This window comes from Streptomyces sp. MGP-BFMKR1, assembly GCF_057766585.1.
In genome coordinates this window covers 831,416-857,386 of record NZ_CM173408.1, presented here as the reverse complement: position 1 = coordinate 857,386, position 25,971 = coordinate 831,416, and the positions used below count along the sequence as shown (strand labels likewise).

Sequence of the window (25,971 nt, the reverse complement as noted above, 5' to 3'; positions counted from 1 at the left end):
CACCCTAGTCCGCTGTCGTGAACGCGGTCGCGGCTGGTGCCTCGGGCCAAGACTGGAGCTGGCGCCCCGGGCCACGGTGGGTGCTCAGACCTGTTGGCCGCGGGGTCAGCCCCCGTGGCGGCTCCGCCTCGATGAACCACCGGGCCCTGCGGCTCAGGCCGGCAGGCGCGACCGGGACGGGTGATACGGCTGGTCGGCCACTGCTACTGCTCGCCGTCGGCGGTGTGCGCATGGTGTCTGCGGCGTGGAGCACGGCCGACGCGATCTCTCGCACCCGTTGCAGGCTGACCCCCGCGCGCTGTTCCACGGCGAGGGGGTGGTCGGTGGGCTCCAACTCGACGAAGGGGCGCTCGCCGATCGCACGGGTATGGACGTGCGTCTTCAGGTTGAGCGTCGTCGTCGCGTACACCGGAAGATCGGTGGTGAGCCAGCCGAAGTACGGCTTCTCGGCCTCGCGGCCGGGCCTGTCCCACAGCTCCGATACCCGGGAGAAGCTCTCCCGGCTGAGCGAGACCCAGACGCCCCAGGAGAACACCTCGTCGCGGCCGGTGATCGGTATCTCGATCAGCCCCTTGACGAAGTAGTGCTGACCGTGGATCACGCACTGATCCTTGGTGAGCAAGCAGCCGTCGGCGTCGGCGAAGGTCGGGTCCCACACGTCGGGGGCCTCGGCCGTGTAGTTCATCGGCAGTTCAGGGTGCTGGGCCTCGCAGCACGTGCAGGTGAACCCGAGATCACCGGTCATGGTGCCGGAGCCTAGCGACGGACCTCGGCAGTACCTCGGTCGGTGTGCCGGGTCACGATGGTTGTGGCACTCGTCGGGCTGCGTGACCTGGCTTGGGGCGCCCGGGGCCTGGCTGTGCTGGTTGGCGCAACTTGGCCAAGTCCCTTGGGGATGTGTCGAGTTGTGACGTTTTTTGGCGCCGGTTCCAGGGCGCAGCGCGGCAGCGGGGCGGGCGCCCGTGGGGTACGACGGCGACAGCGGCGCTTTCTACGGACCATCCAGTTGCCTGGTCACTGTGTCGAGTGCCGGCCACGGAGGCCCCTCGCGCAGTAAGCGCAGGCATTCCTCTCCGAATCGCCTCCCCTTCGGATACTGGTCGCCAAGCTCCCAACGCCACGCGGCGACCATCGCGATCACGAGCTGCCGGCACGCGTCCAACAGCTCTTGGTCAACGCCTGGGTAATGCGCGCAGACCGCTTCGGGGACATGGGCGAGATCGAACTCCACGGGTCCTCGGCAGCACGTCTCCAGGTCGATGAACATCGGGCCGTTCTTCGTGCTGAGCACATTGCCTGGATGCGGCTCGCCGTGGAGCAGCTGCTCCATGGCGTCGCGCTCGTCGATCGCTCGTCGCAGGCTCGCCAGCCTGCCGCTGAGGAACACGCGGTCCGCGTGGGTGAGTTCCGGCGAGCGATCCGGGTGGGCGACGACTTCGGCCGCCTCCGCGATACGGTCCGTGAACCTCGGGCTCGGCATGTCGACCTCGCGCATGCCGGCGTGCAACTGCTCGAGCGCCTCGGCGTAGTCGACTGGTGGGGTGTGGGGTGTCACGGGCTCGTAGTAGGTCCACAGCGTCACCGCGAAGCCATCGCGCGTGTACACACGCCCGCCCGCCCGAGGTTCCAACGGACGCACCGGACATCCGACTTCGGCGAGCCGCTGGGCGAGCTCGACTTCGAACTGTGCGACCTCGTTCCCCCCGGGGGCGACCCGGGCAAGGGCGTCGCATGGCGTCAGTCGCAGTGTCAGCTTGTTCGAATTGTGGAGGACGATGGCGTCATTGGCTGGCAGGTCGAGCGATGCGGCGACCGACATCGCAGCCGCGATCGCACGTCTGACGTCGGGCATCTCCACCCTTGCATCCTGGCATAGAGAAGCGCGGGGGAGGCCAGTCAGCGTGACCAGGCACCAATCAACGTGGTTCGGCGCGGCCGGGAGTCCGACGGGTATCCCGTGCGCCGCCGGATCGCCCAGCCCGAGGCCGATGATCGGGCGGCCGTCGGCGGACAGTGCACGGGCCTCGTCGGTCAGCGTGCCGTGCAGCCCGTGACGGTCGGCAGCGACCACCCGCCGGGCCGGACGGGCGCCGCCTACGGGGCGTACGACGGAGGTCACGACACGGCCTACGCCTGGAGGGCGGCGCGCAGCCGGGCGGGCCGGTCGGCGGACGCGTCGATGCTCTCCGCGGCGCTCAGCGCCGAACGGACCGCCGACTCCTGGCTGTCGATGTCGTACAGATAACTACCGGCCAGTTGCACGTGCGGGCTGAGCCGCAGGTCGTGGAGTTTCCGTCGGACGGCCATGGCGTCCACGGTGAGGACCAGGTGCCGGAAGTGCGCGACGCACAGGACATCGGCTGGCTCCTCGCGGTGGGTGATCCAGTTCTTGGAGACGTCGGGTCGATGGAGGTGACCCACTCCCCGTACGGGAGCTCCCGCACGGGGTAGCCCATCGCGCGCAGCCGCCGTACCGCCAGACGACCCGGGCGGGCACCATGTGTGCGGGCAGCCGGTCGCGGGTGTGCTCGCGCAGGCGCCGCACGAGACCGTCCGGCTCGGCGTCGGCACTGATGATCACCGCGGCGCCGAGTCGCTGCCCGGCGTGCTCGCCCATGACGTCCACGGCGACGTCGATGCCGTCCGGGTGTGCCTTCATCGCTGACTCGATCTCGTCGAGTTCGACGCGGTAGCCGCGGACCTTGACCTGGCGGTCCTGGTGTCCGTGGAACTCCAGTACCCCGTCCTCGCCAACTGGCGAGATCACCGGTGCGGTACAGGGGCCCGGCTCCGGCTCCGGACGCTGTGCCGAAGGGGTCGGGGACGAACTCCTCGGCGGTCTCGTCCTCGTCGTTCAAGCCGCCTGCTGCCACGCCGTCGCCGCCGACCCACAGTTCGCCTTGTTCGCCGATCTCGACGAGGCTGCCGTCCAGGCGTACCACGTAGGCCGTCGAGGCGGTGACCGGGCGGCCGATCGGCACGGAGTCGGCCTGCGGCGGAAGGCTCTCGACCCGGTGGACGGTGGAGAGCACCGAGTTCTCGGTGGGGCCGCAGCCGTTGAGGAAGGTTCCTGGCCTGTCGTGGGACAGAACGGCCTGTACGGCGGCCGGGTTGAGGACGTCACCGCCCGCGACCAGGCATCGCAGGCGGGCGAACATGCGCGAAGCAGGTCAGGCGCATGCCGTCGGCGTCGGTGAAGCGAAGTTGGGCGCCGGGGTGCGGGCGTTCCTTGCGGGCGATCAGCCGCATGCCCGTGGGCCAGCCGTCCAGTACATCACCGGCGAGTTCGGCCACCCAGGCGACGTCGCGTATCTCACCGTCCGGTTCAACGGCCGGCGTCCACGCGCTGGCCGGGGCCCTGAGGACGGCAGAGCGGATGGCGTCGGTGACGGTCATGCCGACCGAGTACGACAGCCACCGTCCGCGCTTGGCGAGCCAGGCCACGGACTCGTGGGTGGCCCCGCCGGAATCGCGGCGCATGAGTGTCTGCCGTCCGCGCCGGTAGCCTTCCGGTAGCTGAGCGAGCGCGAGCCGGGCCGCTTGGATGTGATCACTCGCGGTGTCGGAGCCCGCGTTCCCCGGCCGCAGCAGTCCCACCACCGGTTCTCCGGCCCCGCCTCGGCCGTGGTCGACGAACCCCATCAGCGGATGGTGGCCGAAGGTCTTCTTCCGGGTCGCGGCGGCGTCCTGCTTATCGGAGTGCGCGATGACGAGCACCCCGTCGAGGTCCACGATCACCTGAATACGCTGCTTCATCTGAGGAGTGCAGCTTTCTCTGCGACGAACAGGACCCTAGAAAAGCCCCATCGCTCCAGGTCAGCGGCACTCTTCGCTCAGTTGACCGAGACTCGGGCACCCACCCTCGCGATAGCGGGAGGCTAGGTTGGCCCGCCTGCACCCAGCCGGGCGCGCCGCGTGCGGTTCCGGCGGTGGACGGCGAGCGGCAGGGCAGAGCCGATCAGTGCCACAACTGCGGCGGCGACCCAGTGCCGCGTTTGCTGGCCTGTGAGCAGGCACGAGACGACACCGAACCAGGCGCCCGCGGCCGGGACCAGGGCCGCGTGCCGACCGGCGGTCGTATCGGTGAGAGAGGCCACGCTGAAGTAGGCGACGATGAATCCGGCAAACACGGCGAGGTTGTACCACCCGCTGCCGTCAGGGAGTGCGTAGCCGTTGCGGGTTCGCTCCAGTCCCAGGTCGACGGCCCCGGCGACGCCCCAGAAGAACGCGCTGGAAGCCACCACGCCGAGAGCGACGCGCCACGCCGTATTGATCATGCCGGGATCGTATGAGCGACGACTGGAGTTCGGCCAGGGCATTGTTCCGGCCCGCCGTGTACGCAGAGCCGTGACTTCGGCGTCGAGGGCGGCGAGCAGCTGCCGGGGCCGATGCGCTTCTTCACCCGGAAAGTGTGTCCGCCTGGTACAGGAACCAGCACTTCAGCAGTCTCCATTCTCGCTGTTCAGAGGCGCTTCCCGCTTCCCTGATCACGTGCCGGACAGACGGCTTCGTGAAAGCGCGAGGTTGGAGCTGCCGTCCATCCACACCGCGCTGTCGTCGAAGCCGTCCAGCCCCTCCATGCGCCTGGCCAGGTGCTTGAGGTTGTGACCAGCTCCGTCCCTCGGTGGGCTTCCTCAGCCGGATGAGCAGCGTCGTCCCATCGGCGTCGCGCTCCTCCAGCAGCCGCAGCAGCTCCGATCGGGCATCTGGGGTACACCCCTGCGGAAGACGCGGCCGGTCGCCGTGAGTTTGCCGCCCGAGGGAAAGCGTTGCTCCGACCAGAGGAGTGGGTGGCGTGCATCAGTGTGTCGTTTCATATGACCGCTTTTCGGGGCGCATGGTGTTGCTCACCACTCGCTACGAAAGGGCGTCTCATGCGTTCTGCCATCCGTCCGGTCCTCGTCGTGCTCGCCGTCACCGGGTTCTCCCTGGCGGGCGTGGCCGCCGCCCAGGCCCACGGCCACGACCACAGCCACGGCCACCACAGCCAGCGGGTCCACAACGACAACGACCATGTCAATGTGCGGGCCACGGATCGGTCGTACAACACCGAGTCGAGCGCCGACGACAGCTACAACGGCAACGTGTTGGACAGCTACAACGACTCTCTCATCCTCGGCGGCACCAAGGTGTCCTGAATCCGACATCCCTGCCAGGTGTCCTTCGCGGGGGAGACCGCAACAGGGGAGTTAGGTCTCGGTTGAGAAGTCTGGCCCGTGAGGGCCTTCCGGGTTCGGTGTGGACGGCGATGTCCACACCGCCCAGAAGGCCCTCGTGCCATCCCGCTCCTCGCCTGACCGGGACCGGACGGTTGTGCCCGGACCGTGGCGTGGTCGAGGATCACTGGTCGCTGCGGCGAGCCACCGAACGCTTCCAGGTCTCGTCCGCCACGGCCCAGCGGTGGGCTGACCGCTACCGTCGGCTGAGCGAGGAAGCTGAGGGCGACGGTGTCATTCTCGCCGCGGTCGGGTGGAGGACCACTGACCCCGGCTCTGGAAGACCACAACGTCCCCACCGACTCCCTCACGATCACCGACGTGCTGGGTCTCGCACAGATCAGGAGGCTGCGCGAGAACTGCGCGGAGACGGGAATCCGGCTCTTTCGGCTCGGGGACCGCGAGCAGGGGATCGTGCACGTCGTCGGCCCCCAGTACGGCTTCGTGCAACCCGGGATGACGGTGGTGTGCGGTGACAGGCACACCTCCACGCACGGCGCCTTCGGAGCGCTGGCGTTCGGCGTCGGCACGAGCGACGTCGAGCACGTGCTCGCCACGCAGACCATCCCGCTGGTCCGGCCGAAGACCATGGCGGTGGGTTCACCGGAGCACTGCCGGTGGGCGTGCGCGGGGAACTGACGGTGCCGATGAGTCATTCGGCGGCTGGCCTCGGCCATGTGGTTGTGCGTAGCGGGTACGAACGCCTCATCCGGTCGGCCTCCCGCAAGCCATCTTGTGACAGGCGGGCTCGCAGACGGTTGACCGAGCGCTTCGCTGCCCGCTGGAGGGCCCGCCAAATGGCCGAAGGCCCCAGCGGGCGCCGCGTGGCCGCTCAACCGTCTCCAGCGCCTCCGAGGGGAACCCAGCGCCTCGACACCACGCACTTCCGAACAGGTCGTTTCGCCCACAGCCCAGGCTGAGGGGGCGAGGGGGCTCGGTGACGTCACCTCATCGACTCCGTCACGGCCTTGCCGAAACTCGTGACGTCCTCATCGGTGGTGTCGTAGGAACACATCAGGCGGACCTCCCTCCTCTCCTCGTCGTTGACGTAGAACGAGTACCGGTCGCGCAGCCGGGCCAGGGACCTCGCGGGGAAACGAGCGAAGACCGCGTTGGCGTCGACAGGTCTGGACACCGTCACCCCCTCGACCTGTGAGAGCAGGACGCTCAGGCGCTGGGCCATGCCGTTGGCGTGGGTGGCGTTGCGCTTCCAGAGGTCTCCCTCGAGCAGTGCCTCGAACTGGACCGACAGGAAGCGCATCTTGGAGGCCAGATGCGTGGACCGTTTGCGCAGGTAGGGGACGCCGGAGACGGCGGACGGGTTGAGGACCACCACGCACTCGCCGAAGAGCAGTCCGTTCTTCGTCCCGCCGAAGGACAGGATGTCGACCCCGGTTTCCGCCGTGCAGGCGGCCAGACCGGTTCCCAGGGACACCGCGGCGTTCGCCAGTCTCGCGCCGTCCATGTGCACGGCCAGTCCGTGGTCGTGGGCACGGGCGGTGAGGGCGCGGAGCTCCGTCAGTGTGTAGCAGGTGCCCAGTTCTGTGGACTGGGCGAAGGACACCGCCTGGGGTTGCGCGCTGTGCACGTCACCGGCGTTGCTGACAGCGTCGTCGATCATGTGCGGAGTGAGTTTTCCGTCCTCGGAGGAGAAGGCGAGCAACTTGATGCCGCCCATGTGTTCCGGCGCGCCCCCTTCGTCCTCGTGCAGATGGGCCCGCCGGGAGCACACCACCGCACCCCAGCGTTGGGTGACGGCCTCCAGGGCGATGATGTTGGCACCCGTTCCGTTGAAGACCGGGAAGACCTGGGCGTCGGACCCGAAGTGGCGACGGAACGTCTTCTCCAGGTGTTGGGTGTAGACGTCCTCCCCGTACGCGCGCTGATGGCCGGCGCTGACCAGGTTCAGCGCCGCGAGCACTTCGGGGTGGGCTCCCGCGTGGTTGTCACTCGTCAGTCCCCGTGAAGTGGGGTCGTGGCGCAGTACGGCATCCGTGCGGGGCGAGTTCGCGGGCCCGGTTCGCCCCGCGCCGGCGGCTGACGGGAGGCCGGCGGGCACGGCCTTCCTTCAAGTACCGGCCACATAGGTCCAGTACGGGTCGATGAGGGAGCCCAACTGTCGGGCGGTGTGCAGGAGCCGGTCGGGTTCCTCCCCTCGCGACAGGCCGTACTGGAGCACCTCCAGGGTGCCCTCAGCCACTTCGGGGGGCGGTTTGTCGCCCCAGGACTCCATGTAGGTGATCACCGGTCGCGGTGCGTCCGACATGTGCTGTGTGGAGTCGATGATGCGGGAGAACAGCGTGCACCAGGTGGAGAGGTCCGTGTGGAGGTAGAGGGCGGCTTCGGCCGGGCCCGCGTGCATGCCCATCCACGTGAGGTCACGCACCACCCGGAACATCCCCTCGTCGGCGGGCACTGCCGGTATGTCGCCGTCGGTGATCCCGACCGACGGGGCGGCCTCGCGCAGGAGGCCACGTGCCGTGGCTATCGTGTGCAGGAGGAAGGAGAACAGGGCGGTTGGCTTCTCATGGCGGTGCCGCGCCACGAGAAGCGCGTAGGTGGTGAGTTCGGCCTCCTGACACTGGAACTCCGCGAGCAGTAGTCGCTTGAAGTGGTCGGTGCCGACGTCGCCCGTACGCGCGAGACTGATCAGCGGGTTGTCGCGCACGAACCGGTCGACGTCGGGCTGCATAGCCTCTACCAGCTGTTCGGGATTCATGCCGCATTCCTCGATTCGGACAGGGATGTCCGGCTTGCACCGCCGGCGGCCACCCTTACTTTTCCCTCGGCCGGACCGCGTAGCCGCTGTTTTCAGGACAGGGTCCGCCGCGCCCATCTTGCATTTGGATCGCTGATTATTCGTCGCCGTCTCCCGTGCGCGACTCCGCTGGGGGAGGCGAGGCTCGAGGAAATACTGAGACCCCTGAGATATTGAAGGGGGTCGAAATAGATGGCTGCTCCGCTGATCAAAAGGATAGTGAGGGTGGCTGGTATGAGACGGGTCTGCTTTTCGAGTTCTACGATCTTGTCTTCGCGTTTTTGCGGGAGGTCAGGTGCGTGGTGAACGACGCGGGGTTTCTTTTCGCCAGGTGGTGAGTTCCTCCGGGGCTTTGAGGTGGTGACGCGCGGCCTTGTCGTCGTGCGCGACCCTGAGAGAGGCGCGTCGTCGACCCGGATAGCGGGGCGGGCGGCGGTGCGCGCCGCATCGGGGGTGTCCCTCGGCGCGGCGGTGCCCAGGGCGATTTGGCCCGTTGTGAGCACGTCCGGAGGGGTGGAAGTAGTGGCATCGTTCCGCGTGGTGCTCCAGTGCTTGGAGTAACGCGTTCCGCTCGTGCGCTACAGCACGTTCCAGTCAGGCCGGGGCCCGGTCCGCGGCTGTACCCGCCCAGCGCGGCCGGGCAGTGCTTTTCGGAGTCCACGCAGGTCATGGGAGCTATATCCCGACGTGCGCGGTTTCCGTATTGAGCTGCGCGGCGGAGGCGCCGAAAATATGTCACCCACGGCCACGCTCGGTTCCTCTTTCGGGCGAGTAGCCTTTAGCGGCAGAGGTGTGGCGAGCGCGGCCGTGAGCGGCGCGGCAAAGACGCGCCACCAGGCGGCGCACGCTCAAGGGGCTCGCGTCCGGCGCACTGTTCACCGTAGCGCGCCGAGTAATGCGGCCTCTGTTGCGGATGCCTGTAGTGAAGGGACTCCACTGTGCCTGTCACCGGGTTCGTCGACGCCGTCGGGATCAACATTCCTCAGCATCTCGGCGCGAACGAGTTCCTTTCCCTGGCTCGGGAGGGAATGATCGAGAGGAAACACCTTCGAGCGTTCGCTCTCTCGGATTACCAGTCGCAACAAGCTCAGTGCGCCGCCTATGGGCTGCTGCTGTCCCGGTACCCGCACGAGGTGCCCGGAGAATTCTTCTCGTTCGTCGCCCGACGGGTGGCCGCGGCGCGCCGGCGCATGACGACCCAGCTCGCCCCGGCGCTCGGCCTGACCTCCGACGACATGCGGAGGGCGCCCCTGCTGGAACCGGTGCGCCGGTTCACGGAGTTCGTCTCCTGGGCCGCGCTCCACGCGGGCCCGGGTGAAGCGGCGTTGCTGGCGCGTACGGACTTCGACCTGTGGTCCCACAGCTGCGCGGTCCTCGTCGACCTCCTGAGCGAGGCGGAGAACACGCCCGAGGAGGCGGTGGAGTACATCGGCTCCCAGCAGGAGAACCCGGCCGAGATCGCGGACGGCGCACTGGAGGTCATCGAGTACGGCCGAGCCGCGCACGAACCGGTCGAGTGGGTCCCCCGGAGCGCTCTGCGGGCGGAGCCGGTCCGGCGCGCCTGGTGGCGGGCGGTGGCCACCGACGGCTGACGACGACGACACGGCGATCGGGGCGGGACAGGTCGGTCACGGAGGTGGGCATGGGGCGCGAAGTGGGTCAACTGACCTTCGCGGAGGCGGACTACGCACTCTTCCGTGACCGACTTCGCCGGCAGCTCCACACGCTGGCAGACCTCACCCGGCACGCGTCCTTCGGGGCGCAGCCACCGACCCTCGGGGCGGAACTGGAGATGCCCCTGACCGGGGACCACGGTCGTCCGGTCCCACTGAACACGGCCGTGCGGGACGCGCTGCTCGACGAACGGCTCACCCTGGAAGTGACCCGGCACAATCTGGAAGTGAACCTGACGCCGGTCGCGTTGGCGGGATGCCCGTTCACCGAACTGGCCCGGGAAGCCGCGTGGATGCTGACACGGGTCACCGCCCTGGCGCGCGCGAACCACGGAGCCCGGGCGGTGAGCATCGGAACCCTTCCCACCCTGACACCGGCGGATCTGACGGGCGAGATGCTCACCCCCGCACCGCGCTACCACGCGCTGGAACGAGCGTGGGCGCGGCGCGTACCCAGCCCCTTCCCCCTGCGCGTGCGGGGACGGGAACTGCTGCGGGCGCGGCCCGTGACGGCGCAGGGGGCGGTCTGCTCCTGGCAGGTCCACCTGACGGTGCCACCCGATCGCTTCAACCGCACTTTCAACGCCGCCCAGCTCGCCACCGGCCCCGCCCTGGCCGCCGCGGGCAACTCGCCCCTGCCGCTGGGGCACCACGGATGGCAGGAATCGCGCATCACGTGGTACGAGCAGGGCTTCGGCGACCGCCAGCCCGGCCGGGGTCGGAGGGCGCCCCGGCCCCGGGTCGGTTTCGGCCGCGCCTGGCTGCGCGGCAGCCGGGTCGCCGCCTTCGAGGAAGCGGTACACCGGTACGACGTCCTGCTGCCCGACACCACGGGCGGTGACGACCGCGCGGACGGGGAGAGGTGCCCGCCGTTGGAGGAGCTGCGGCTGCACCTGAGCACGGTGTGGCCCTGGAACCGGCCCGTGTACGACCCTACGGGCCACCTGCGCATCGAGTTCCGGGCGCTTCCCTCGGGGCCGACACCGCTGGACATGGCGGCGAACACGGCGTTCCTGATCGGCCTCACCCTCTCGCTGACATCCGGAGGGCACGACGTGGCCACCGCCCTGCCTTTCGCGTATGCCAGAGCGAACTTCTACCGGGCCGCGCGCGACGGGCTCCGCTCCTCCCTGTGGTGGCCCTCGCCAACGTCCGGCGCCCCGCGGGAACACGGGGCGGCCGACCTGGTGAGGCAGTTGCTGCCGCGGGCACGGGCCGGGCTGCTGAGCGCCGGGGTGCGCGCCGCGGAAGCGGACACTTCGCTGGAACTGCTGCGCCACCGGGTCACGACCGGACACACCGGAGCGCGGTGGCAGGAACGGGCACTCGAGGCGCTGGAAGGACCCGCCACGCCCACACACCCCGGTCGGCCGGAGAGACGAACAGCCGCACTTCGCGAGCTGACCACCCGATACGCGCGGCTCGCCGAACGCCAGGCACCCGTCCACACCTGGCCCCTGCCACCCCACTCCTGAAGGAGAGCCCGCGATGAGCCCGTTCCCGCCCCCGCCCGCCGCCGACCTCCAGGCGGACTTCCCCTTCGACTACGCCGCCCATGTCGCCGGAGGCCGGCGCATGGGGCGCCTGCCGGAAAGCACCCAGAGGCCACGCGTCGCCGTCATCGGCGCGGGCGGCAGCGGGCTGGTCGCCGCCTACGAACTGCTACGAGCGGGTGGCCGGCCGGTGGTGTACGAGGCCGAGCGCAGCGCGGACGGGCCGGGTGGGCGGCGGCTGGGAGGCCGGATGCACAGTTGCCGTCTGGAGCAGGAGGACAGCGCGGTCGTGGAGCTGGGTTGCATGCGCTTCCCCACCTCGGCCGCGCTGCTGCACCAGTACGGGCACACCTTCGGTGTGCGGTTCGACCCGTTCCGCGAGAACTACGCTCCCGCCACGCCCCTGACCGTGCTGGACATCGACGGCCACCAGTACCCGGCTCGGGAGATCGACGACCTTCACGACCTGAACGACGACTTCCGCGAGGCACACACGCGCTGGCGCGCGGCTCTGACGCGTGTCGGCCTTTTCCAGCTCCAACGGGACATCGCCGCCCGGGAGACGGCCGCCGTGCGCCGACGCTGGCAGGAGGTGGTGACCCGCTTCGAACCGTGGTCGTTCTACCGCTTCCTGCGTGACCCCGAAGGCGCGGGCCTCACCCACGACCAGGCACGGGTGCTGGGTACAGCGGGGGTGGGGCCCGCCGCGTGGGATGTCTTCTTCGATCTCAGCGTGGTGGAGATCCTGCGTCTGCTCCTGTGCACCGAGGGAGGCACCCAACTGTTCGCGCGTGACGGCATCAGCCGTCTCGCGGAAGGGTTCTGGGCCCACCGCACCACCGATCCCCAGGGCCGCGGGTGCAGTCTCGAAGCGGTGAACGAGGGCGTCCTACGACCCGCCGTCGTCGCGCTGGACGTCGAACCCGAGGCATCCCGGGGAGTCGTGGTGCACAGCGAGGACGGCCGCAGCGAACGCTTCGCCGCGGCCGTCTTCACCCCGCAGCTGCGCCTCCTGGAGACCGGCGTGCGACTCCGTTCCACCACCACCGGCACTCCCGTGCTCGGGCCCCGGGTATGGCGGGCTGTGCGCCGACTCCACTACTTCCAGTCCGCGAAGACCGCGCTCGTGGTCCACCGCCCGTTCTGGGAGAAGACCTCCATGGACGGGGTCACCCTGACCGATCGTCTGCCCCGCGCGTCGTACACCATCGACTACGGTCCCGCTCGCGGCCCCGGCGGACGCCAGGGCGTGCTGGACCTCAGCTTCACCTGGGCACACGACGCGATGAAGATCGGCCCTTCCACCCTGGAGGAACGCACCGCCCTGTTCCTCCGGGACCTCGCCGAAATCCACCCTGACATGGCGATCGAACTGCGAGCCCAGGCCCGCACGGGACAGGCCGTCACCATCTCGTGGGAGAACCAGAAGAACTTCCGGGGCCTGTGCCGGTTCTCCCGGCCAGGCGACCACACCTACCAGCGTGACCTGTTCGCCCACTTCATGAAGGACTTCGCGGGGGCGCCGGCCGTACCGGGCGAGCCACCCAACGCGCTGTTCCTGGCCGGGGACGACACCTCCTGGTCCCCCGGCTGGCTCAACCACGCTCTGGCCTCGGGCCTGAACGCCGCCTGGGGCGTGTTACGCCAACTAGGTGCCCGCCGCGACCCCGACAACCCGGGCCCCGGAGACCTCTGGCACCACCCCGACTACCACCCCCTCAGCGCCCCCTGAAGCCCGGAGAACGAACGTCCGCCCGCAAGCCCCCACCCGGGGTCCTGGAACCGCCCTCCGGCACATGCACCCCGTTGCGACGATCACAGAGGTGTGTCCATGCCCAAGTCCCCCGGCCGAGACCTGCTGCTGCGACCCGACCGTGTGTGGGACGCGATCGAGAACGGTCCAGTGGAGGGGGTGTCCGTTCTGGTGCGCGAGGGCCGCATCGCCGCCACCGGACGCGATCTGCCCTCTTCCCCGGAAGCGGACGTACTGGAGATGCCCGGCTGCACCCTCATGCCCGGCTTCATCGACTGCCACGTCCACCTCCTGGACGAGGCCGCGGACACGAAGCCGTCCGCCTACCAGACCCTCACGGCGGTCCCCGCCCTCAGGTCGCTCCTGGCCAACGGGTTCACGACCGTCCGCGACCTGGGCAGTGCCCATCTGCCCCTCAACGTCTCGCTACGGCAAGCCGTCGAGGACGGCCTCATCGAGGGCCCCCGCATCCTCGCCGCCCCCAACATCCTCTCCCCCCGCGGCGGTCACGGAGACAAGCAACCCGCCCTGGCGCAGCGGTACGGGCGAGACGTCGGCACCCTCGCCGACGGACCCGACGAACTACGCCGCGCGGTACGCGAACAATCGCGCGCCGGAGCCGACTGGATCAAGTTCGCGGGCGGCGGGGGCTTCTCCTCCGCCGTCGACAGCCCGACCAGTACCGCCTACTCCCGCGTCGAGATGCACACCATCGTCGCCACCGCCGACGACCTCGGCCTGCCCTGCGCGGCACACGTCTTCACCGACCGCGCGGTGCTCCGCGCCGTCGCCGCGGGCGTACGCAGTGTGGAACACGCCTGCCTGGCGACCGAGACCGCGTACCGGGCCATGGAAGACGCCGGCACCTACCTGGTTCCCACCCAGTACGTACAGACGTACTTCCTCAACCGGCTGGAGGACGACGACTTCTGGGACAGCGGTACGGCCACCCTCCGCCGGAGCTATGCGGAGCACACCGAGGAACTACGCGAGGGGCTCCTGCGACCCGCACGCAGCGCGGTGACCGTCGCCTTCGGCACCGACGCGGGCATGTTTCCCCACACGGACAACTGGCGCGAGTTCCCCACCCTGATCGCCAACGGTTTCACACACCTGCGCGCCCTGCGCGCGGCAACCAGTGTCGCGGCAGAACTGCTGAACCGCCCTGACCTCGGCGTCATCACCCCTCACGCGACGGCCGACCTGATCGCGGTGGAGGGCGACCCCTTCCGCGACATCACCGCCACCGGCCGGCCTCGCTACGTGTTCCAACAGGGTCGCCCGGTCAGGGGCCTGCCGACCTGACACCGCGACGGTGCCTGTCCCCAGTTGCACCGCTGTCGTGGGTCGTGTCCGCGTCGTCCGTGGCGACTGACACGGGCGACGACCCAGTCCCGGCGGTCTCGCGGCCCTCGCCCGTCTCGCCGACCTGGTCGACCGGCGCCGGGACCGGGCGAGCGGCGCTGGGCGCCCAGCCGCGCCGTCTACACGGCTGGGGGTCTCCCGAGGCAATCGCCGAACTCACGAGCCTGCTCGCACCCGGTGGCGGCATGCGGTGACGGTGCTCACCGCGTGCCGAGGTCGTGAGCGGTGCCGTCGGCGACGGCCTGGAGCTTGTCCGGGTTGGCCATGTTGTGGATGGCGGTGATACGACCGTCGGCGTCGTAGTCGAAGGTGACGGTGGCGATCACGCGTCCCGGCCCGCTGAACACGATGCCCGGCCCACCGTTGATCTCGACGAGTTCGGCTTTCATGTCGGCGGGCTCGACGCCCTGGTAAGTGACGGTGCCGATGGCCGCGAACCAGGCGGCAACCGTGGCCGCGCCCACGACCGGGCGCAGGGCCTGGCGGACCTTGCCGCCGCCGTCGGTCCACAGGGTGACGTCCGGGGAGAGCAGTTCCATCAGGGCGTTGACGTCCCCACCGGTCGCGGCGGCGAAGAACCGCTCGGTGGCCTCGCGCTGCCGCGACCGGTCGGCGGCGAAGCGCGGTCGCCGGGCCCGTACGTGCTCGCGGGCTCGGTGCGCGGCCTGCCGCACCGCGGCCTCGGAACGCTCCACCGCCTCGGCGATCTCGGCGTAGTGGAAATCGAAGACCTCCTTCAGCACGAACACCGCGCGTTCCAGCGGGCTGAGCGTCTCCAGCACCACCAGCATGGCCATCGACACCGACTCGGCGTCCGTGACGGCCTCGGCGGCATCCCCGCCGGTGAGTATGGGCTCCGGCAGCCACGGCCCCACATAGGTCTCCCGCTTGTGCCGGGTGGAGCGCAGCCGTTCCAGCGCCAGGTTCGAGACGATCCGGGTCAGGTACGCCTTGGGGTCGGCCACCTGCGAGCGGTCCGCGGCAGACCACTTGATCCAGGCGTCCTGGACCGCGTCCTCGGCATCGGCCGCGCTGCCGAGGAGGCGGTAGGCCACGGAGAACAGCAGCCGCCGGTGCTCGTGGAAGACTTCCTGGTCGGGTTCGGGTTCGGGTTCGGGTTCGGGGTCGAGGTGGGGGTGGGCGGGCAGGTCGGTCACTGGGGCCTCCGGACGCGGGTGAAGCGGCCCCCGCGGGGCCAGAACGCGCCCGAGGCGGGCATTTTCTTCATACGGCCGTAGGTCGGCCAGGGCGAGGCGGTCACCGTCTCCTTGTACCGGACGGCCATGCGGCCGGTCAGGCAGACCCGGCGCGGGCTGCCATCGGGCCGTGTGAACTGCACCATGGCGTCACCGCGTCCCAGGCTCACCGGCGTGTGGTAGTAGCCGAAGCGGAACGGCTTGGGCTGCCTGCCCCTGAGCACCCGATCGATCGACAGCGCGGCGTGCACCCCGGTCGGCATGCCACCCTGGCAGGTGCCGTGCATGAGGCCGTAGCCCTGGCGGATCGCAGCCGCGTCGCCGATCGCGTACACCTCGGAGTGGGACACCGACCGCAGCGCGGCGTCGGTGACGATGCGTCCGTGCCCGTCGACGGCCAGCCCGGCGGCGGCGGCCAGCGGCGACACCCGCGTACCGCTCGTCCACAGGACCGCGTCGGCCGCGATGCTCTCCCCGCCCGCCAGTTCCACCGCGTCAGGCAGCACCTTCACCACCTCGACGCCGGCGCGTACCTGGACACCCAGCCGGTCGAGCGCGGCGTGCAGATACGCCTTGGCCTTCGGGGTCATAGCCGCACCGGGCTCCTGTCTGCCCAGCAGCACCACGTTCAACTCCGGGTGTCTCTCGGCGATCTCCGCGGCCGACTCGATGCCGGTCAGCCCGCTGCCCGCGACCACCACCGTGCCGCTGCCGAGCCGCGCCAGCCGGTCGGCTAGCAGCTCGGCGTCCTGGGCGCTGCTCAGGGTGTACGCGTGGTCCTCGGCCCCCGGCACCGCCGAGGTGTCGGCGACACCGCCCAGCCCGTACACCAGCGTGTCGTAGGGCAGCACCCGGTCGTCGTCGATCCGCACGGTCTTCGCGTCCGCGTCCACCGCCGTCACCCAGCCGCGCACGAACTGCGCGCCCGTACCCTCCAGCAGCTGAGGGATGCTCAGCTCGGCGAGTCGCTGCCCGGTCGCCGTCATGTGCAGGCGCATACGCTCGGTGAACCGCTCCTGCCCGTTCACCAGGGTCACCTGCACGTCCTCGCGCCGCTTCACCCGGGCCGCGAGCTGGATGGCCGCGGCCATGCCCGCGTATCCCGCCCCCAGGATCACCACGCGGTGCGCGGTCGCCGTGCCGGTCTCCTGCTGTGCGCTCATCGTTCCGTCCTTCTCGGCTCGCTTGCTGACGCCCACCAGATGGGAGCAGGCGGCCTGGTCGTGACATGGGCTGGGTGTGATGCGCGACACAGACCGGCATGGTGGTTACGAGATCCGCGGGGAAGGCGTCGCCCGGCTGCCCCCGCTCAAGCACCGCGAGCTCCGGATCCCCGCGCCCACTGCGTGGCCCGGACGCGCCGAAACCGGACGAGGACGACGACGGGAGCGAGCAGGACCAGTTGTGGCCGACCAACGCGGTGATGAGCTTGCGGGCCCTGGCCTGGGTCAGCCGCTTCGCGGCCGACAGGGGCGGTAGCGTGCTGGCCCCGACCCCGAGGGAGCGGCCTGCCAGCTTCAGGGCGAACGCCGCGTGATGGGAGTTCACCGCGGCCTCTAAGCCCTGCGGCGGCGCACGCGGGGATAGAGGGTGGTTCCCCGAATCAGGTGTGCTGGAGTTCGCCAGTGCCGACTCGCGTCCCGGCCCCGGCATGGACGGCGTAGCGAGAGGTGACCGGCCCGCCCCCCCACGCCTGCTGGAGTACCGCGACGGTGGCGAGGAAGACCCGGCGTGGTTCCGGGTCCACGATGCCGAGGCCGTCGGCGGCCTGTTCGGGCGTGAGGGTCGGGGGAGTAGGGGCGTGGCGCCGGATGGCTTCCACGTCGTCAGCCGTGAGGACGCGCGCGTGGGTGAGGACGTCGACGAACGGGACGTCGAGCGCGTCCGCGACCGCCGCCGGGCGGCCAAGATCGCATCCGCCTCGTACCAGCAGGTTGCCATCGGCGGCGCGCACTCGCTCGACCACCACGACATCGAGCTCCTGGTCGTCGGGGAGCAGGGCACGGCCCATGGACCGCCCATCGCACGCCACCGCTCCGCTTCCGCCACCATGGCTCGATTGGACGTTCGAATGCGGGAGGCGACCCCTAGCTCTGTGCTGTTTTGTCCGTGCACGGCCACCCGTCCTCCCACCCACCGGGGCCCCGGCCCGCCCGGTGGGCCGATACCCAGATGACACACATCCGCGCGGTGCTGGCCGCACGGCCCTGATCGGCTGGCTGCGGTCGTCTTCCAGTCTTCGAGGTGTGCGCGGGACCTTCGTGCACGTCGAAGACGGGAGAGGCGGTCGCCGGTGCGCGCTCGTTGGATACGCGTTGCTCGTACGGGAGCAGCGGGGTGGGGTCGGTGTCGGGCGGCGGGAACCTCGGCCGCGTTGATCGTGGCGGTCGGTGTCGGCGCTGGTGGTTGGGTGGGGCTCGCCGGCGGCGGTGAGCAGGGCGGTGGCGGTGTGCGGGCCGGCGGTCGAGCCTTGGTCGGCTCGGCGTCCCCGGCCCCGTCCGGCGCGCTCCGGCTGGACCTGCCGTGGCCCGCGGAAGGCCAGGCGAGCGTCGAGGTCGCGGGCCTTGGCAGCCTGGGCAGCAGCGGGCAGCAGCAGCCGGTGCCCATCGCGAGCCTCGCCAAGGTGATGACGGCGTACGTGATCCTCAAGGAGCATCCGCTGCGGGCCGACGAGGCAGGGCCCCGGATCACCGTCGACGCGACAGCCGAGGCCGAGTCGCACTCGCTCAGCGAGTCCACCGCCCCGGTCCGTGCCGGGCAGCGGCTCACCCAGCGCACACTGCTGGAGCTGTTGCTGCTCCCCTCGGGCAACAACGTCGCCCGGCTGCTGGCACGTTGGGACGCCGGCAGCCAGCAGGCGTTCGTGGCGAAGATGAACCGCGCGGCGGCCGACCTCGGAATGCGCCAAACCACGTACACCGGGGCCAGCGGCGTCGAGCCGACCACTCGCAGCACCGCCGATGACCAGCTCAAACTGGCCCGCCAGGCCATGCGGCACCCGGTGCTGCGCACGGTGGTGGGCCTGCGCGAGACGACCGTCCCCGAATCGCCCGGCGTCATCACCAATACCAACCGGCTGCTGGCCAAGCCCGGTGTGATCGGGCTGAAGACCGGATCGAGCACGCCCGCCGGGGGCAACCTGCTGTGGGCCGCCGAGGTGGGATCGGGCCGGGCGCGGCACCTGGTGCTCGGGGCGGTGCTGGGGCAGCGTGCCCACACCACGCCGGCCGAGGGCATGGCGGCTGCGCTGACGCACAGCGGTGAGTTGATCGACGCCGTCCGCCAGGGCCTGCCCGCGGCCCTGATCGGCAGCGGTGCCCGGCAGCCGGTGCGCTCGTGAGCGCGCTGGTCGACCGCCTGGTGCGCCGCTCCCGGGCCACCGAGTCCGCCGACCGGCCGACGGTGGCAGCTGGGGCCGCAGCGGGGGACGGGGGGAGGTGGCGGCGCGGTCGGTGGGTGGCTGCCGCCGCGGGGCTGTGCGCACTGGTCATGGCGGCGCACGCGGCGGTGCCGAACGGGTTCGGCAACCTGGGCAGCCTGCTGGAGACGTTCCTGCCCTGGCTGGGTGTGAGCGCGCCCGTGCTGCTGGTCCTGGCGGCGGTGCGGCGTTCCGCGGTTGCCGCGGTTGCCGGGCTGCTGCCGGCCCTCGTGTGGTGGTCCCTGTTCGGCGACGTACTGGTGGACAAGCGAGCCGCCGGCGGCGACCTGACCGTGGTGAGCCACAACGTGAACGACGCGAACCCGGACCCGGCCGGCACCGCCCGCCAACTCGCCGCCAGCGGTGCGCAGGTGCTGGCCCTGGAGGAACTGTCGCCCGACACGACGCCGACGTACGAGCGCGTGCTGGCCGACTCCTATCCCTACCACGCCGTACGGGGCACCGTCGGACTGTGGAGCAGGTACCCCCTGCACGACGTGGCACCGGTCGAGATCATGCCGTGGCCCCGCGCCCTGCGGGGCACCGTCGCCACGGCCAAGGGCCCGATCGTCGTGTACGTCGCCCACCTCGCGTCGGTACGGGTGCGCCCGGGTGCGGGTTTCGCCACGGCGGGGCGGAACGCGGCGGCCGAACGGCTGGCCGCTGCCGTACGGGCCGAACCGGCGCCCCGCGTCCTGGTGGTGGGTGACTTCAACGGCACGCCCAACGACCGCGCCCTGGCGCCGGTGTTCGCCCCGTTGCGGTCGGCGCAGGAGGAGGCCGGCGCCGGGTTCGGCTTCAGCTGGCCGGCTGCGCTGCCGGTGGCCCGGATCGACCAGATCCTGCTGCGGGGCATCACCCCGGCCTCGTCGTGGACCCTGCCGAGGACGGGCAGCGACCACCTGCCGGTCGCGGCCACCCTGCGACTGTGACCGACTGCCTCGGCCGGGCCACCCGCAGGGACACCCACCGGTCCAGCCGCCCGGTCACCACCAGCGCGCCGCCACGGCAACCGCCCCGCCGACAGTCGTACTGGCAGGGTATCCCTGGACCCGGAGCGCCCCGCCCACGGGCCCGTACCCACGCAGCCGGACCACCCGGCTCGGCTCGACCTTCAGGTGATGTGATGCGACAAGAGCGTGACCCCAGTGCGCGAGCGGACGCGGCGGCGCCAAGCCGCCCCGCCGCCAACCTGCCGCCGGCCGTGCACGTGCTCCTGGTCGAGGACGACGAGGCGATCCGCAGGTCCGTGGGGATGGCACTGGAGCGCTACGGCTACCGGGTGTCCGTGGCCCCCGACGGCCTGACCGGCCTGGAGATGTTCCGGGCAGCGCAGCACGACCTGTTGCTCATCGACATCATGCTGCCGCACCTGGACGGCATCGGGCTGTGCCACCGGATTCGCGAAACCAGCCAAACGCCCATCCTGATGATGTCGGCCCGCAGCGACGCGCTGGACGTGGTGGCGGGGTTGGAGGCGGGGGCCGACGACTACGTCGTCAAGCCCGTCGACACCAACGTCCTGGTGGCACGCATCCGCACGCTACTGCGCCGGGCCACCTTCACCGCCCCGCCCGCGACCGACGACCGGCCGGGCGACGCCGATGGCCTGCTCACCTTCCGCGACCTGAGCATCGACACCCGTGGCCTGGAGGTCCGCGTCGACGGCCGGCCGCTCGCCCTCGCCCCGACCGAACTGCGGCTGCTCCTGGAGTTCGCGGCCGCGCCGGGCATCGCCCTGCAACGGCAGACGCTGTTGCGCAAGGTATGGGACTACGGGTGGGATGGCGACATCCGAGTGGTCGACCTGGCGGTGCAGCGGCTGCGCAAGAAGATCGGCGCCGAGCACATCGAGACCACCCGTGGCTTCGGCTACAAGTTCCGGCGCTGAGATGTCACGGAGCAACCCACCCACATCCGCCGCCCACACCACACCCGACGAGGGCCCGGAGCACACCCTGCGGCGCCTGGTCAACCTGCGGTCCCTGCGGTGGAAGGTCGCCGCCGGGGTAGCGGCAGCGGCCTGTGCCATGGCCCTCGGCATCGGGCTCCTGGTCCACCGGACCACCGAGGAGCGGGACATGAACATCGGCCGCGGCCGTGCGATCGAGGCGCTGACGAAGGCCGAGGCCGCATTCCGCGGCGAACAGCCCGTGCCCCCTTCGCCCGCGGTACGCCCCGTCTACCTGGCCGGTGACGACGTGCCGGACCCGCTGCTGGAGCGCATCGGCTCGCGCCCCACGTCCCGCCCCGTGACCTGGTACGACACCCGAAAGCCACTGCAAGGACCGCGGATGTGGGCGGCGGGCCGGGTGGACGGCACGGCCTTGGCCGTCCACGTGGACATGTCCAGCGACTGGCGCAGCCGACAGGCGCTGGACCGGCACATGCGGTACGCGGCCCTCGCCACGCTCGCCGTCGTCGTCCCCCTCACGGTCCTGGCCGCCGAACTCGTACTGCGGCGTCTGCGCCGCGTCGCCGGGACGGCCCGGCGGATCAAGCACGGCGACCTCGACGCCAGGACCAGGAGCCGCGGCCACGACGAGATCAGCGACATCTCCGGCGCGGTCGACCTGATGGCCGACGCCCTCCAGGACAGGCTGCGCAACGAACAGCGCTTCACCGCGGACGTCGCCCACGAACTCCGCACCCCGCTCACCGGCCTCGTCACCGCCACCTCCCTGCTACCCGAGAGCGAGGCCACCGACCTGGTGCGCGACCGGGTGCGGGTGCTGCGCTCCCTGGTGGACGACCTGCTGGAGATCTCCCGCCTGGATGCGGGAGCCGAAGAAGCCGACGCCCAACCGGTGCCGCTCGGCGAGTTGGTGGCGGAATCCGTACAACGCACGGGCCTGGAGACGGACCTTTCGGTGATCGGTCACCCGGTCGTCGAAACCGACCCCCGCCGGCTCGACCGCATCGTCACCAACCTGATCCTCAACGCCCACCGCCACGGCACGGCGCCCGTTGCGGTCCTGGTCGAGGGCTCAACCATCGTCGTACGCGACCACGGCCCCGGCTTCCCCCGGGAGGTCCTCGACCACGGCCCGCAACGCTTTCGCACCGGAGCCGCCGAACGGGGCCACGGCCACGGCCTCGGCCTCACCATCGCCCTCGGCCAGGCCCACGTCATCGGTGCCCGCCTCACCCTGACGAACGCCGACGCGCCGTCCGGCGCCGTCGCCACGCTGGAACTGCCCCGCTGAACTGCCCGACCCCCTACGACGGCCGGGCCGGCCCCCCGTCTCGCCGCCACGCGCGGCCCGGTCGGGGCGCTGCGCGTCCCCGGGCCGGGCCTCCGTCGCGGTGTCAGCGCGCCATGCTGGTTGCCAAGCGCTATCCAGCAGGGGTGTCGTGGGCGATCACAAGAAGCCGGACCCAGATCTGAGCGATGGAGAGCCGCCCACCCTGGGGGCGGGTGGGCTTGGTGGCACTGACCGTAGCCGCCGACGGCCAGTCAGCCTCCGGTTGGATGCAGGGCCTGGCGATGTTCATGAGCACCAGGCGCACGTGCGCCGGACGGACCTGGGGCCAAATCTCCACCCAGCCGGTGCAGGCGGAACGCCGACTGGATCGAGACCTCACCCCCCTGCATACCGAGGGCAGCCTGCGCTTCGCACTGCGGGTCGCGCTACCCGAGGCGGTCCTGAGCACCACCGCACGCGAGGGCCGCTTCACCGCCCGCGTTCATGACGGCGTCTCCTCTTGGGCCACCCTCACCCAAGACCCGCTGCAGGCCGCTGTGCTGCGCCAGGCCGGGCCACGCTGCCTGGTCGACGAGCTTCTCGCTGCCTGGAATTGGTGGGAGAGCCAAGGCGCGCCGCACCTCTACGACTTCGGCATGACCGTCACCGCTACGAGCCAGCACGTATGGTGCCGAGACCCCGCAGCCGGCCCCTACTGGCCACCCCACCACCGGAGCCGGGTTAGCTCGACATGAACCCGAAGCCCCGGTCCGCCGGTCAGCGGAAAGACCGGGTGGGCAGGGGACGGCTACTCGCGGCGCGCGAAGTCCTCCGGGGTGGAAACGTACCGGGTCACGCGAGCCTCCCGAGGCCGGTGAAGATCGGGCAGAGGCCCACCGTCCGAAGGCGGCGGACGGACGGCGGCCGAACACACTGGGGAGGGGAACGCGCTGATGGAGCGGCCTACCGTCCTATGCGAGCACTGGCGCGCCGGGCTTTCCCTCAGCCCGACACGGCCCGGGCAATGCGCCGGTCCCGATCGGGCGACCCGCGTATAACGGTGCTGCCAGGTCGCGACGACCGAGCCGCCGCTCTACGCCGGACCCGCGCGGAACGCGCCACGCGAGAGGCGAAAAGGCGACGCAATTACGCGGCGGCGGCGCTAAGGAGGGTTGGCAAGAACCTGCATGGATGTGGCTCGCCAGACCAGTCCCGGGGATGCCAGTATGCCGTCAGGAGCGCTGACAGCCATTCATCGCGCTCGTGCTGTGCGCCGTCGGTGTTGCCGTCTGCGAGCGGAGTAATAATCAAGCGCCGAATGGGCGTTCATCGCTCGCCAGCAACCCGCTGAATCGCAAGAAAAACAAACAGAAGGAAGGCTTACGTGGCTCGTAAGCTCAAGGCGAGCGCGCACGACCCCAAGAGGGCGTGCGGCACACCCAGAGAGCTTACGCCTTCCGAGAGGTCTAACTCTTCGACGCCAAGAGGTGAACATTCATGGAAACCGCAGCCGAGTTAGCTAATGCAGGTATACAGACTCCTGCGTACGTCTTGTTCGACCAACTCACCCGCGACCAACTGAAGGGCGCCGACCTGGCTCAGTTGGCGGCGGGAGTTCTGGCAGCGTTGCGCGTCGAAACCTTCTTCAGCATGGACGAGTGCTCCAGCATCATGACGGCACTCCAGTCCTGCGAAATGGGCTCCTACGATGAACAGGTGGTCAGGCCGCGCATCGCCAAACTGGGCCCTGCTGTCTACGATTTCTATCTCGAGGGCGCCCTGAGTGACGCGTACTGGGAGCATGCTGCGGAGTCCACCGAGACCCGACGCCGCCTGCTCGATGGCCGTGATCCACTGCAACGCGCCTGGGACCTTATCGGTGCGGCATGGGGAAGTGCTGTACGCCCCGCCACAGTCGGGCAGAAACCGCTCTTCGCAGGCATGATCCGGGAAATCAACAACGGTGCTCGCATGCATTTCGACGAGGTCGTTCGCGAGCTTCCTGGAACGTTCGACGAGACCCCTGTGTGCCAGCTCGCCTTCAACTGCCACTTGGAGATGCCTGCTCAGGGCGGCGAGGCAGTGGTCTTCCGCCGCCGTTGGAATCCTGAGGACGAGCAGCACCGGGACGGGTACGGCTACTCCCGAAGCCTCGTGGAGAACAGTCCGCGCGTGAGTGTCCGAGCGGAGACAGGAGACGCGGTCTTGTTCGATCCGCGTAACTATCATCGTGTCGAGCCAAACGCGGCCGCGGGGCGCCGGGCAACGCTTTCGTTCTTCCTCGGTGTCATGGCCGACGGGACCCTGACGGCTTGGTCGTGACCGCACCGCCCAGCTCCATTGTCAGCTTCGCCGGGATTGCCGCTCTCTTGGTCATGGCTCCAGGCGTCGACTTTGCCCTCGTGTTGCGGGCCTCTTTGATATCCCGGCGAAGGGGTCTTATCAGCAGCCTAGGAGTGGCCAGCGGCCTAGTGCTCCATACCGGCCTCGCGGTGGCCGGAGTCAGCGCACTGCTGATGACGTCAACCGCGCAATTCTGGCTCTACCTGGTGAGTGGCGTCTTCCTCGTCTACCTGGGGGCGCGGGGGTTGGTCGGACTTTCGGCACAGCTGCGTCGTGGGGCTTCCAGCACGCCCGCATCAGGAGAGAGCGACGCCGCCTCCGACAGGTCTGCCTACCAGCGCGGCTTTCTAGTGAACGCGCTCAACCCGAAGGCCCCGGTACTTTTTCTGAGCATCATGCCGCAGTTCGTACCGGAGCGCGGTGACAATCTCATGTATACGACGCTACTTGGCTCCATCGTCGTGATCTGTGCCCTTGTATGGTTCCCGTTGGTCGCAATAACTTCCCACCGGCTAAGTCGGTGGCTGTCCCGGCCATCGGTATCGCTCATGGTGAACACCGTGACTGCGGGAGTCATCCTGACACTCGGTATCCGGCAGCTGCTGGAACTGCTGTAGAAGGCTGTGAGATGGCATGTGTTCTGGCCCCGGCTGTGGAGAGCCAGGGCCAGAATCGTCGGTCAGGGCAGTCCGTTCCTAGCCGTCGAGGTGGAGGCGGAAGTCGAAGAAGGGACAGCACTGCTCTTCGTCGGGGGCGAGAACTGTCACCGCGGCGGGCGGCGCGAGCCGGAGGCCGCCGGAACGGCAGCCCGTACGGCGCCGTCGCCTCGGCATAGTGCCGCTGGGTGGTGCGTTCGCTCAGGCCGTCGCCGGTCAGTGAGCAGGCCACCTGGACGCTGGGCCGTCGTTCGTTCCGCGTCCTGCTCGGCGGCCTGGCGGCTGGGCGAGAGGACAACGTCCGCCGGCCGGGGCCCGGCGGAGGGCGGTGCGGAGGTGAGGAACCCGCACCCGGGGTCGCAAGGCTCGGCCCGGTCGGGGCAGCGCGTCGGAGGCAGGGCGGGGTGGTGTGCAGCGAGGTGGTGAACGCGGCCGGCTCGGCGGCGCGGAGGCCGTCTTCGGCCTGACCAGCGACGATCCGCTGGAACCGTCAACGGCCCGACAGCGCCCTCGAGTACGCCCAGCTGCCTGGGCTCGACGCTGGAAGCCGCCGCGCCAGCCAGCCGGCCAGCTCGGCAGCAGCCTCGTCCCCGCCAGCCGCAAGGCGTCGCAGCAGGGCGACCGCGGCGCACGCCTCGCCCGGTGTCAGCAGCACCCGCTGCTCGCTCGGCGCCTCCAGCTGGATGGGCGGCACCAGCTCGCCGCTGGGCTGTGGCGCGGTGGCCGGCCTCCAGTCGGGGGCGACCGACCCACCGTGCCCGTTCCTCAGCAAGTGGTCTGCGAGACATGGCTACACCGGCCTGAACTTCGGAACGCGCGATGCCCCGACGGGGCGGTGCCGGAGCCTTCGCTCCATCGGCTCCGCCAGGGCCTCGGCGTCTGCGCCGCGCAGCCGCCGCCGCGCGGCTCGCAGCA

General features: G+C 70.2%; 21 protein-coding genes and 4 pseudogenes. 13 read left to right on the top strand and 12 right to left on the bottom strand.

The features are described 5' to 3' along the window. Window positions 1-4: 4 nt before the first annotated feature. The 7 genes and pseudogenes from AC3CHW_RS02975 to AC3CHW_RS02945 form a co-directional block, all read right to left on the bottom strand. The gene (locus AC3CHW_RS02975) at window positions 5-745 is read right to left on the bottom strand and encodes a DUF2199 domain-containing protein (RefSeq protein ID WP_488469459.1); all 741 of its coding nucleotides are present in this window, start codon (window positions 743-745) and stop codon (window positions 5-7) included. 246 nt (window positions 746-991) lie between these two features. After that, window positions 992-1,852 carry a phosphotransferase enzyme family protein gene (locus tag AC3CHW_RS02970; RefSeq protein WP_488470951.1) on the bottom strand — a complete coding sequence of 287 codons (861 nt, stop codon included), beginning with the start codon at window positions 1,850-1,852 and terminating at the stop codon, window positions 992-994. Window positions 1,853-2,127: 275 nt separating this feature from the next. After that, a complete protein-coding gene (locus AC3CHW_RS02965; protein ID WP_488471270.1) occupies window positions 2,128-2,421 on the bottom strand; it encodes a hypothetical protein in 294 nt (97 codons plus the stop codon). Window positions 2,422-2,539: 118 nt separating this feature from the next. Continuing rightward, window positions 2,540-2,617 (bottom strand): annotated as a pseudogene (locus tag AC3CHW_RS02960) (hypothetical protein); the annotation flags it as partial. Between the two features lie 304 nt (window positions 2,618-2,921). Continuing rightward, window positions 2,922-3,158 (bottom strand): annotated as a pseudogene (locus AC3CHW_RS02955) (hypothetical protein); the annotation flags it as partial. Between the two features lies 1 nt (window position 3,159). Further along, window positions 3,160-3,741 (bottom strand): annotated as a pseudogene (locus AC3CHW_RS02950) (transposase); the annotation flags it as partial. A 137-nt stretch (window positions 3,742-3,878) separates the two neighbouring features. After that, window positions 3,879-4,277, bottom strand: coding sequence for a hypothetical protein (locus AC3CHW_RS02945; protein ID WP_488469458.1), 399 nt, complete (start codon window positions 4,275-4,277; stop codon window positions 3,879-3,881). 597 nt (window positions 4,278-4,874) lie between these two features. Here AC3CHW_RS02945 and AC3CHW_RS02940 point away from each other — a divergent pair. Together AC3CHW_RS02940 and AC3CHW_RS02935 are read left to right on the top strand one after the other, a co-directional pair. Further along, entirely contained in the window at window positions 4,875-5,138 is a 264-nt protein-coding gene (locus tag AC3CHW_RS02940; RefSeq protein WP_398606975.1) for a hypothetical protein, read from the top strand. Window positions 5,139-5,480: 342 nt separating this feature from the next. Then, window positions 5,481-5,813 (top strand): annotated as a pseudogene (locus AC3CHW_RS02935) (aconitase family protein); the annotation flags it as partial. Window positions 5,814-6,159: 346 nt separating this feature from the next. Here the strand turns inward: AC3CHW_RS02935 and AC3CHW_RS02930 are convergent. Both AC3CHW_RS02930 and AC3CHW_RS02925 read right to left on the bottom strand, forming a co-directional pair. Next, a complete protein-coding gene (locus tag AC3CHW_RS02930) occupies window positions 6,160-7,200 on the bottom strand; it encodes a threonine aldolase family protein (protein ID WP_488470950.1) in 1,041 nt (346 codons plus the stop codon). A gap of 84 nt (window positions 7,201-7,284) precedes the next feature. Further along, window positions 7,285-7,935: a hypothetical protein gene (locus AC3CHW_RS02925; RefSeq protein WP_398606976.1), complete on the bottom strand. Its 651-nt coding sequence runs from the start codon at window positions 7,933-7,935 to the stop codon at window positions 7,285-7,287. Between the two features lie 1,067 nt (window positions 7,936-9,002). Between AC3CHW_RS02925 and AC3CHW_RS02920 the strand changes: the two genes are divergently transcribed. The 4 genes from AC3CHW_RS02920 (at window position 9,003) to AC3CHW_RS02905 (ending at window position 14,198) form a co-directional block, all read left to right on the top strand. Next, window positions 9,003-9,566: a hypothetical protein gene (locus tag AC3CHW_RS02920; protein ID WP_488469457.1), complete on the top strand. Its 564-nt coding sequence runs from the start codon at window positions 9,003-9,005 to the stop codon at window positions 9,564-9,566. 50 nt (window positions 9,567-9,616) lie between these two features. Further along, window positions 9,617-11,122, top strand: coding sequence for a glutamate--cysteine ligase (locus AC3CHW_RS02915; RefSeq protein ID WP_488469456.1), 1,506 nt, complete (start codon window positions 9,617-9,619; stop codon window positions 11,120-11,122). A 13-nt stretch (window positions 11,123-11,135) separates the two neighbouring features. Further along, entirely contained in the window at window positions 11,136-12,872 is a 1,737-nt protein-coding gene (locus AC3CHW_RS02910) for a flavin monoamine oxidase family protein (RefSeq protein ID WP_488469455.1), read from the top strand. 99 nt (window positions 12,873-12,971) lie between these two features. After that, window positions 12,972-14,198, top strand: a complete 1,227-nt coding sequence (locus tag AC3CHW_RS02905) for a metal-dependent hydrolase family protein (RefSeq protein ID WP_488469454.1) — start codon at window positions 12,972-12,974, stop codon at window positions 14,196-14,198. Window positions 14,199-14,458: 260 nt separating this feature from the next. Here the strand turns inward: AC3CHW_RS02905 and AC3CHW_RS02900 are convergent, their stop codons facing one another. From AC3CHW_RS02900 to AC3CHW_RS02890, 3 genes are all read right to left on the bottom strand, one after another. Further along, complete coding sequence (locus AC3CHW_RS02900) at window positions 14,459-15,406, bottom strand: RNA polymerase sigma-70 factor (RefSeq protein WP_488470949.1); 948 nt, start codon at window positions 15,404-15,406, stop codon at window positions 14,459-14,461. A 5-nt stretch (window positions 15,407-15,411) separates the two neighbouring features. After that, the gene (locus tag AC3CHW_RS02895) at window positions 15,412-16,617 is read right to left on the bottom strand and encodes an NAD(P)/FAD-dependent oxidoreductase (protein ID WP_488469453.1); all 1,206 of its coding nucleotides are present in this window, start codon (window positions 16,615-16,617) and stop codon (window positions 15,412-15,414) included. A 440-nt stretch (window positions 16,618-17,057) separates the two neighbouring features. Continuing rightward, a complete protein-coding gene (locus AC3CHW_RS02890; RefSeq protein WP_488469452.1) occupies window positions 17,058-17,465 on the bottom strand; it encodes a hypothetical protein in 408 nt (135 codons plus the stop codon). A gap of 369 nt (window positions 17,466-17,834) precedes the next feature. Here AC3CHW_RS02890 and AC3CHW_RS02885 point away from each other — a divergent pair, with 369 nt between their 5' ends. The 7 genes from AC3CHW_RS02885 to AC3CHW_RS02855 all read left to right on the top strand — a co-directional run bounded on the left by AC3CHW_RS02885 (window position 17,835) and on the right by AC3CHW_RS02855 (window position 25,017). Then, on the top strand, window positions 17,835-18,794 hold the full coding sequence (locus tag AC3CHW_RS02885) for a D-alanyl-D-alanine carboxypeptidase family protein (RefSeq protein ID WP_488470948.1): 960 nt from the start codon (window positions 17,835-17,837) through the stop codon (window positions 18,792-18,794). 62 nt (window positions 18,795-18,856) lie between these two features. After that, window positions 18,857-19,804 carry an endonuclease/exonuclease/phosphatase family protein gene (locus tag AC3CHW_RS02880; protein ID WP_488470947.1) on the top strand — a complete coding sequence of 316 codons (948 nt, stop codon included), beginning with the start codon at window positions 18,857-18,859 and terminating at the stop codon, window positions 19,802-19,804. A gap of 194 nt (window positions 19,805-19,998) precedes the next feature. Continuing rightward, window positions 19,999-20,763 carry a two-component system response regulator CseB gene (cseB, locus tag AC3CHW_RS02875; RefSeq protein ID WP_488469451.1) on the top strand — a complete coding sequence of 255 codons (765 nt, stop codon included), beginning with the start codon at window positions 19,999-20,001 and terminating at the stop codon, window positions 20,761-20,763. Between the two features lies 1 nt (window position 20,764). Continuing rightward, the gene (locus AC3CHW_RS02870; protein WP_488469450.1) at window positions 20,765-22,078 is read left to right on the top strand and encodes a histidine kinase dimerization/phospho-acceptor domain-containing protein; all 1,314 of its coding nucleotides are present in this window, start codon (window positions 20,765-20,767) and stop codon (window positions 22,076-22,078) included. A 221-nt stretch (window positions 22,079-22,299) separates the two neighbouring features. Continuing rightward, on the top strand, window positions 22,300-22,812 hold the full coding sequence (locus AC3CHW_RS02865) for a hypothetical protein (RefSeq protein WP_488469449.1): 513 nt from the start codon (window positions 22,300-22,302) through the stop codon (window positions 22,810-22,812). A 742-nt stretch (window positions 22,813-23,554) separates the two neighbouring features. Further along, window positions 23,555-24,379 carry a 2OG-Fe(II)-dependent halogenase WelO5 family protein gene (locus AC3CHW_RS02860; protein ID WP_459250291.1) on the top strand — a complete coding sequence of 275 codons (825 nt, stop codon included), beginning with the start codon at window positions 23,555-23,557 and terminating at the stop codon, window positions 24,377-24,379. Continuing rightward, window positions 24,376-25,017 (top strand): LysE family translocator, encoded by a 642-nt coding sequence (locus AC3CHW_RS02855; RefSeq protein ID WP_488470946.1) that lies wholly within the window; start codon window positions 24,376-24,378, stop codon window positions 25,015-25,017. The genes AC3CHW_RS02860 and AC3CHW_RS02855 overlap by 4 nt, the downstream gene beginning before the upstream one ends. Window positions 25,018-25,971 lie beyond the last annotated feature (954 nt).

Bases quoted from the DNA above. Each gene is read 5' to 3' on its own strand.
- AC3CHW_RS02975 (WP_488469459.1), bottom strand. From the start codon at position 745: ATGACCGGTGATCTCGGGTTCACCTGCACGTGCTGCGAGGCCCAGCAC.
- AC3CHW_RS02970 (WP_488470951.1), bottom strand. From the start codon at position 1,852: ATGCCCGACGTCAGACGTGCGATCGCGGCTGCGATGTCGGTCGCCGCA.
- AC3CHW_RS02945 (WP_488469458.1), bottom strand. From the start codon at position 4,277: ATGATCAATACGGCGTGGCGCGTCGCTCTCGGCGTGGTGGCTTCCAGC.
- AC3CHW_RS02940 (WP_398606975.1), top strand. From the start codon at position 4,875: ATGCGTTCTGCCATCCGTCCGGTCCTCGTCGTGCTCGCCGTCACCGGG.
- AC3CHW_RS02925 (WP_398606976.1), bottom strand. From the start codon at position 7,935: ATGAATCCCGAACAGCTGGTAGAGGCTATGCAGCCCGACGTCGACCGG.
- AC3CHW_RS02920 (WP_488469457.1), top strand. From the start codon at position 9,003: ATGATCGAGAGGAAACACCTTCGAGCGTTCGCTCTCTCGGATTACCAG.
- AC3CHW_RS02915 (WP_488469456.1), top strand. From the start codon at position 9,617: ATGGGGCGCGAAGTGGGTCAACTGACCTTCGCGGAGGCGGACTACGCA.
- AC3CHW_RS02910 (WP_488469455.1), top strand. From the start codon at position 11,136: ATGAGCCCGTTCCCGCCCCCGCCCGCCGCCGACCTCCAGGCGGACTTC.
- AC3CHW_RS02905 (WP_488469454.1), top strand. From the start codon at position 12,972: ATGCCCAAGTCCCCCGGCCGAGACCTGCTGCTGCGACCCGACCGTGTG.
- AC3CHW_RS02895 (WP_488469453.1), bottom strand. From the start codon at position 16,617: ATGAGCGCACAGCAGGAGACCGGCACGGCGACCGCGCACCGCGTGGTG.
- AC3CHW_RS02890 (WP_488469452.1), bottom strand. From the start codon at position 17,465: ATGGGCCGTGCCCTGCTCCCCGACGACCAGGAGCTCGATGTCGTGGTG.
- cseB (WP_488469451.1), top strand. From the start codon at position 19,999: ATGCGACAAGAGCGTGACCCCAGTGCGCGAGCGGACGCGGCGGCGCCA.
- AC3CHW_RS02870 (WP_488469450.1), top strand. From the start codon at position 20,765: ATGTCACGGAGCAACCCACCCACATCCGCCGCCCACACCACACCCGAC.
- AC3CHW_RS02860 (WP_459250291.1), top strand. From the start codon at position 23,555: ATGGAAACCGCAGCCGAGTTAGCTAATGCAGGTATACAGACTCCTGCG.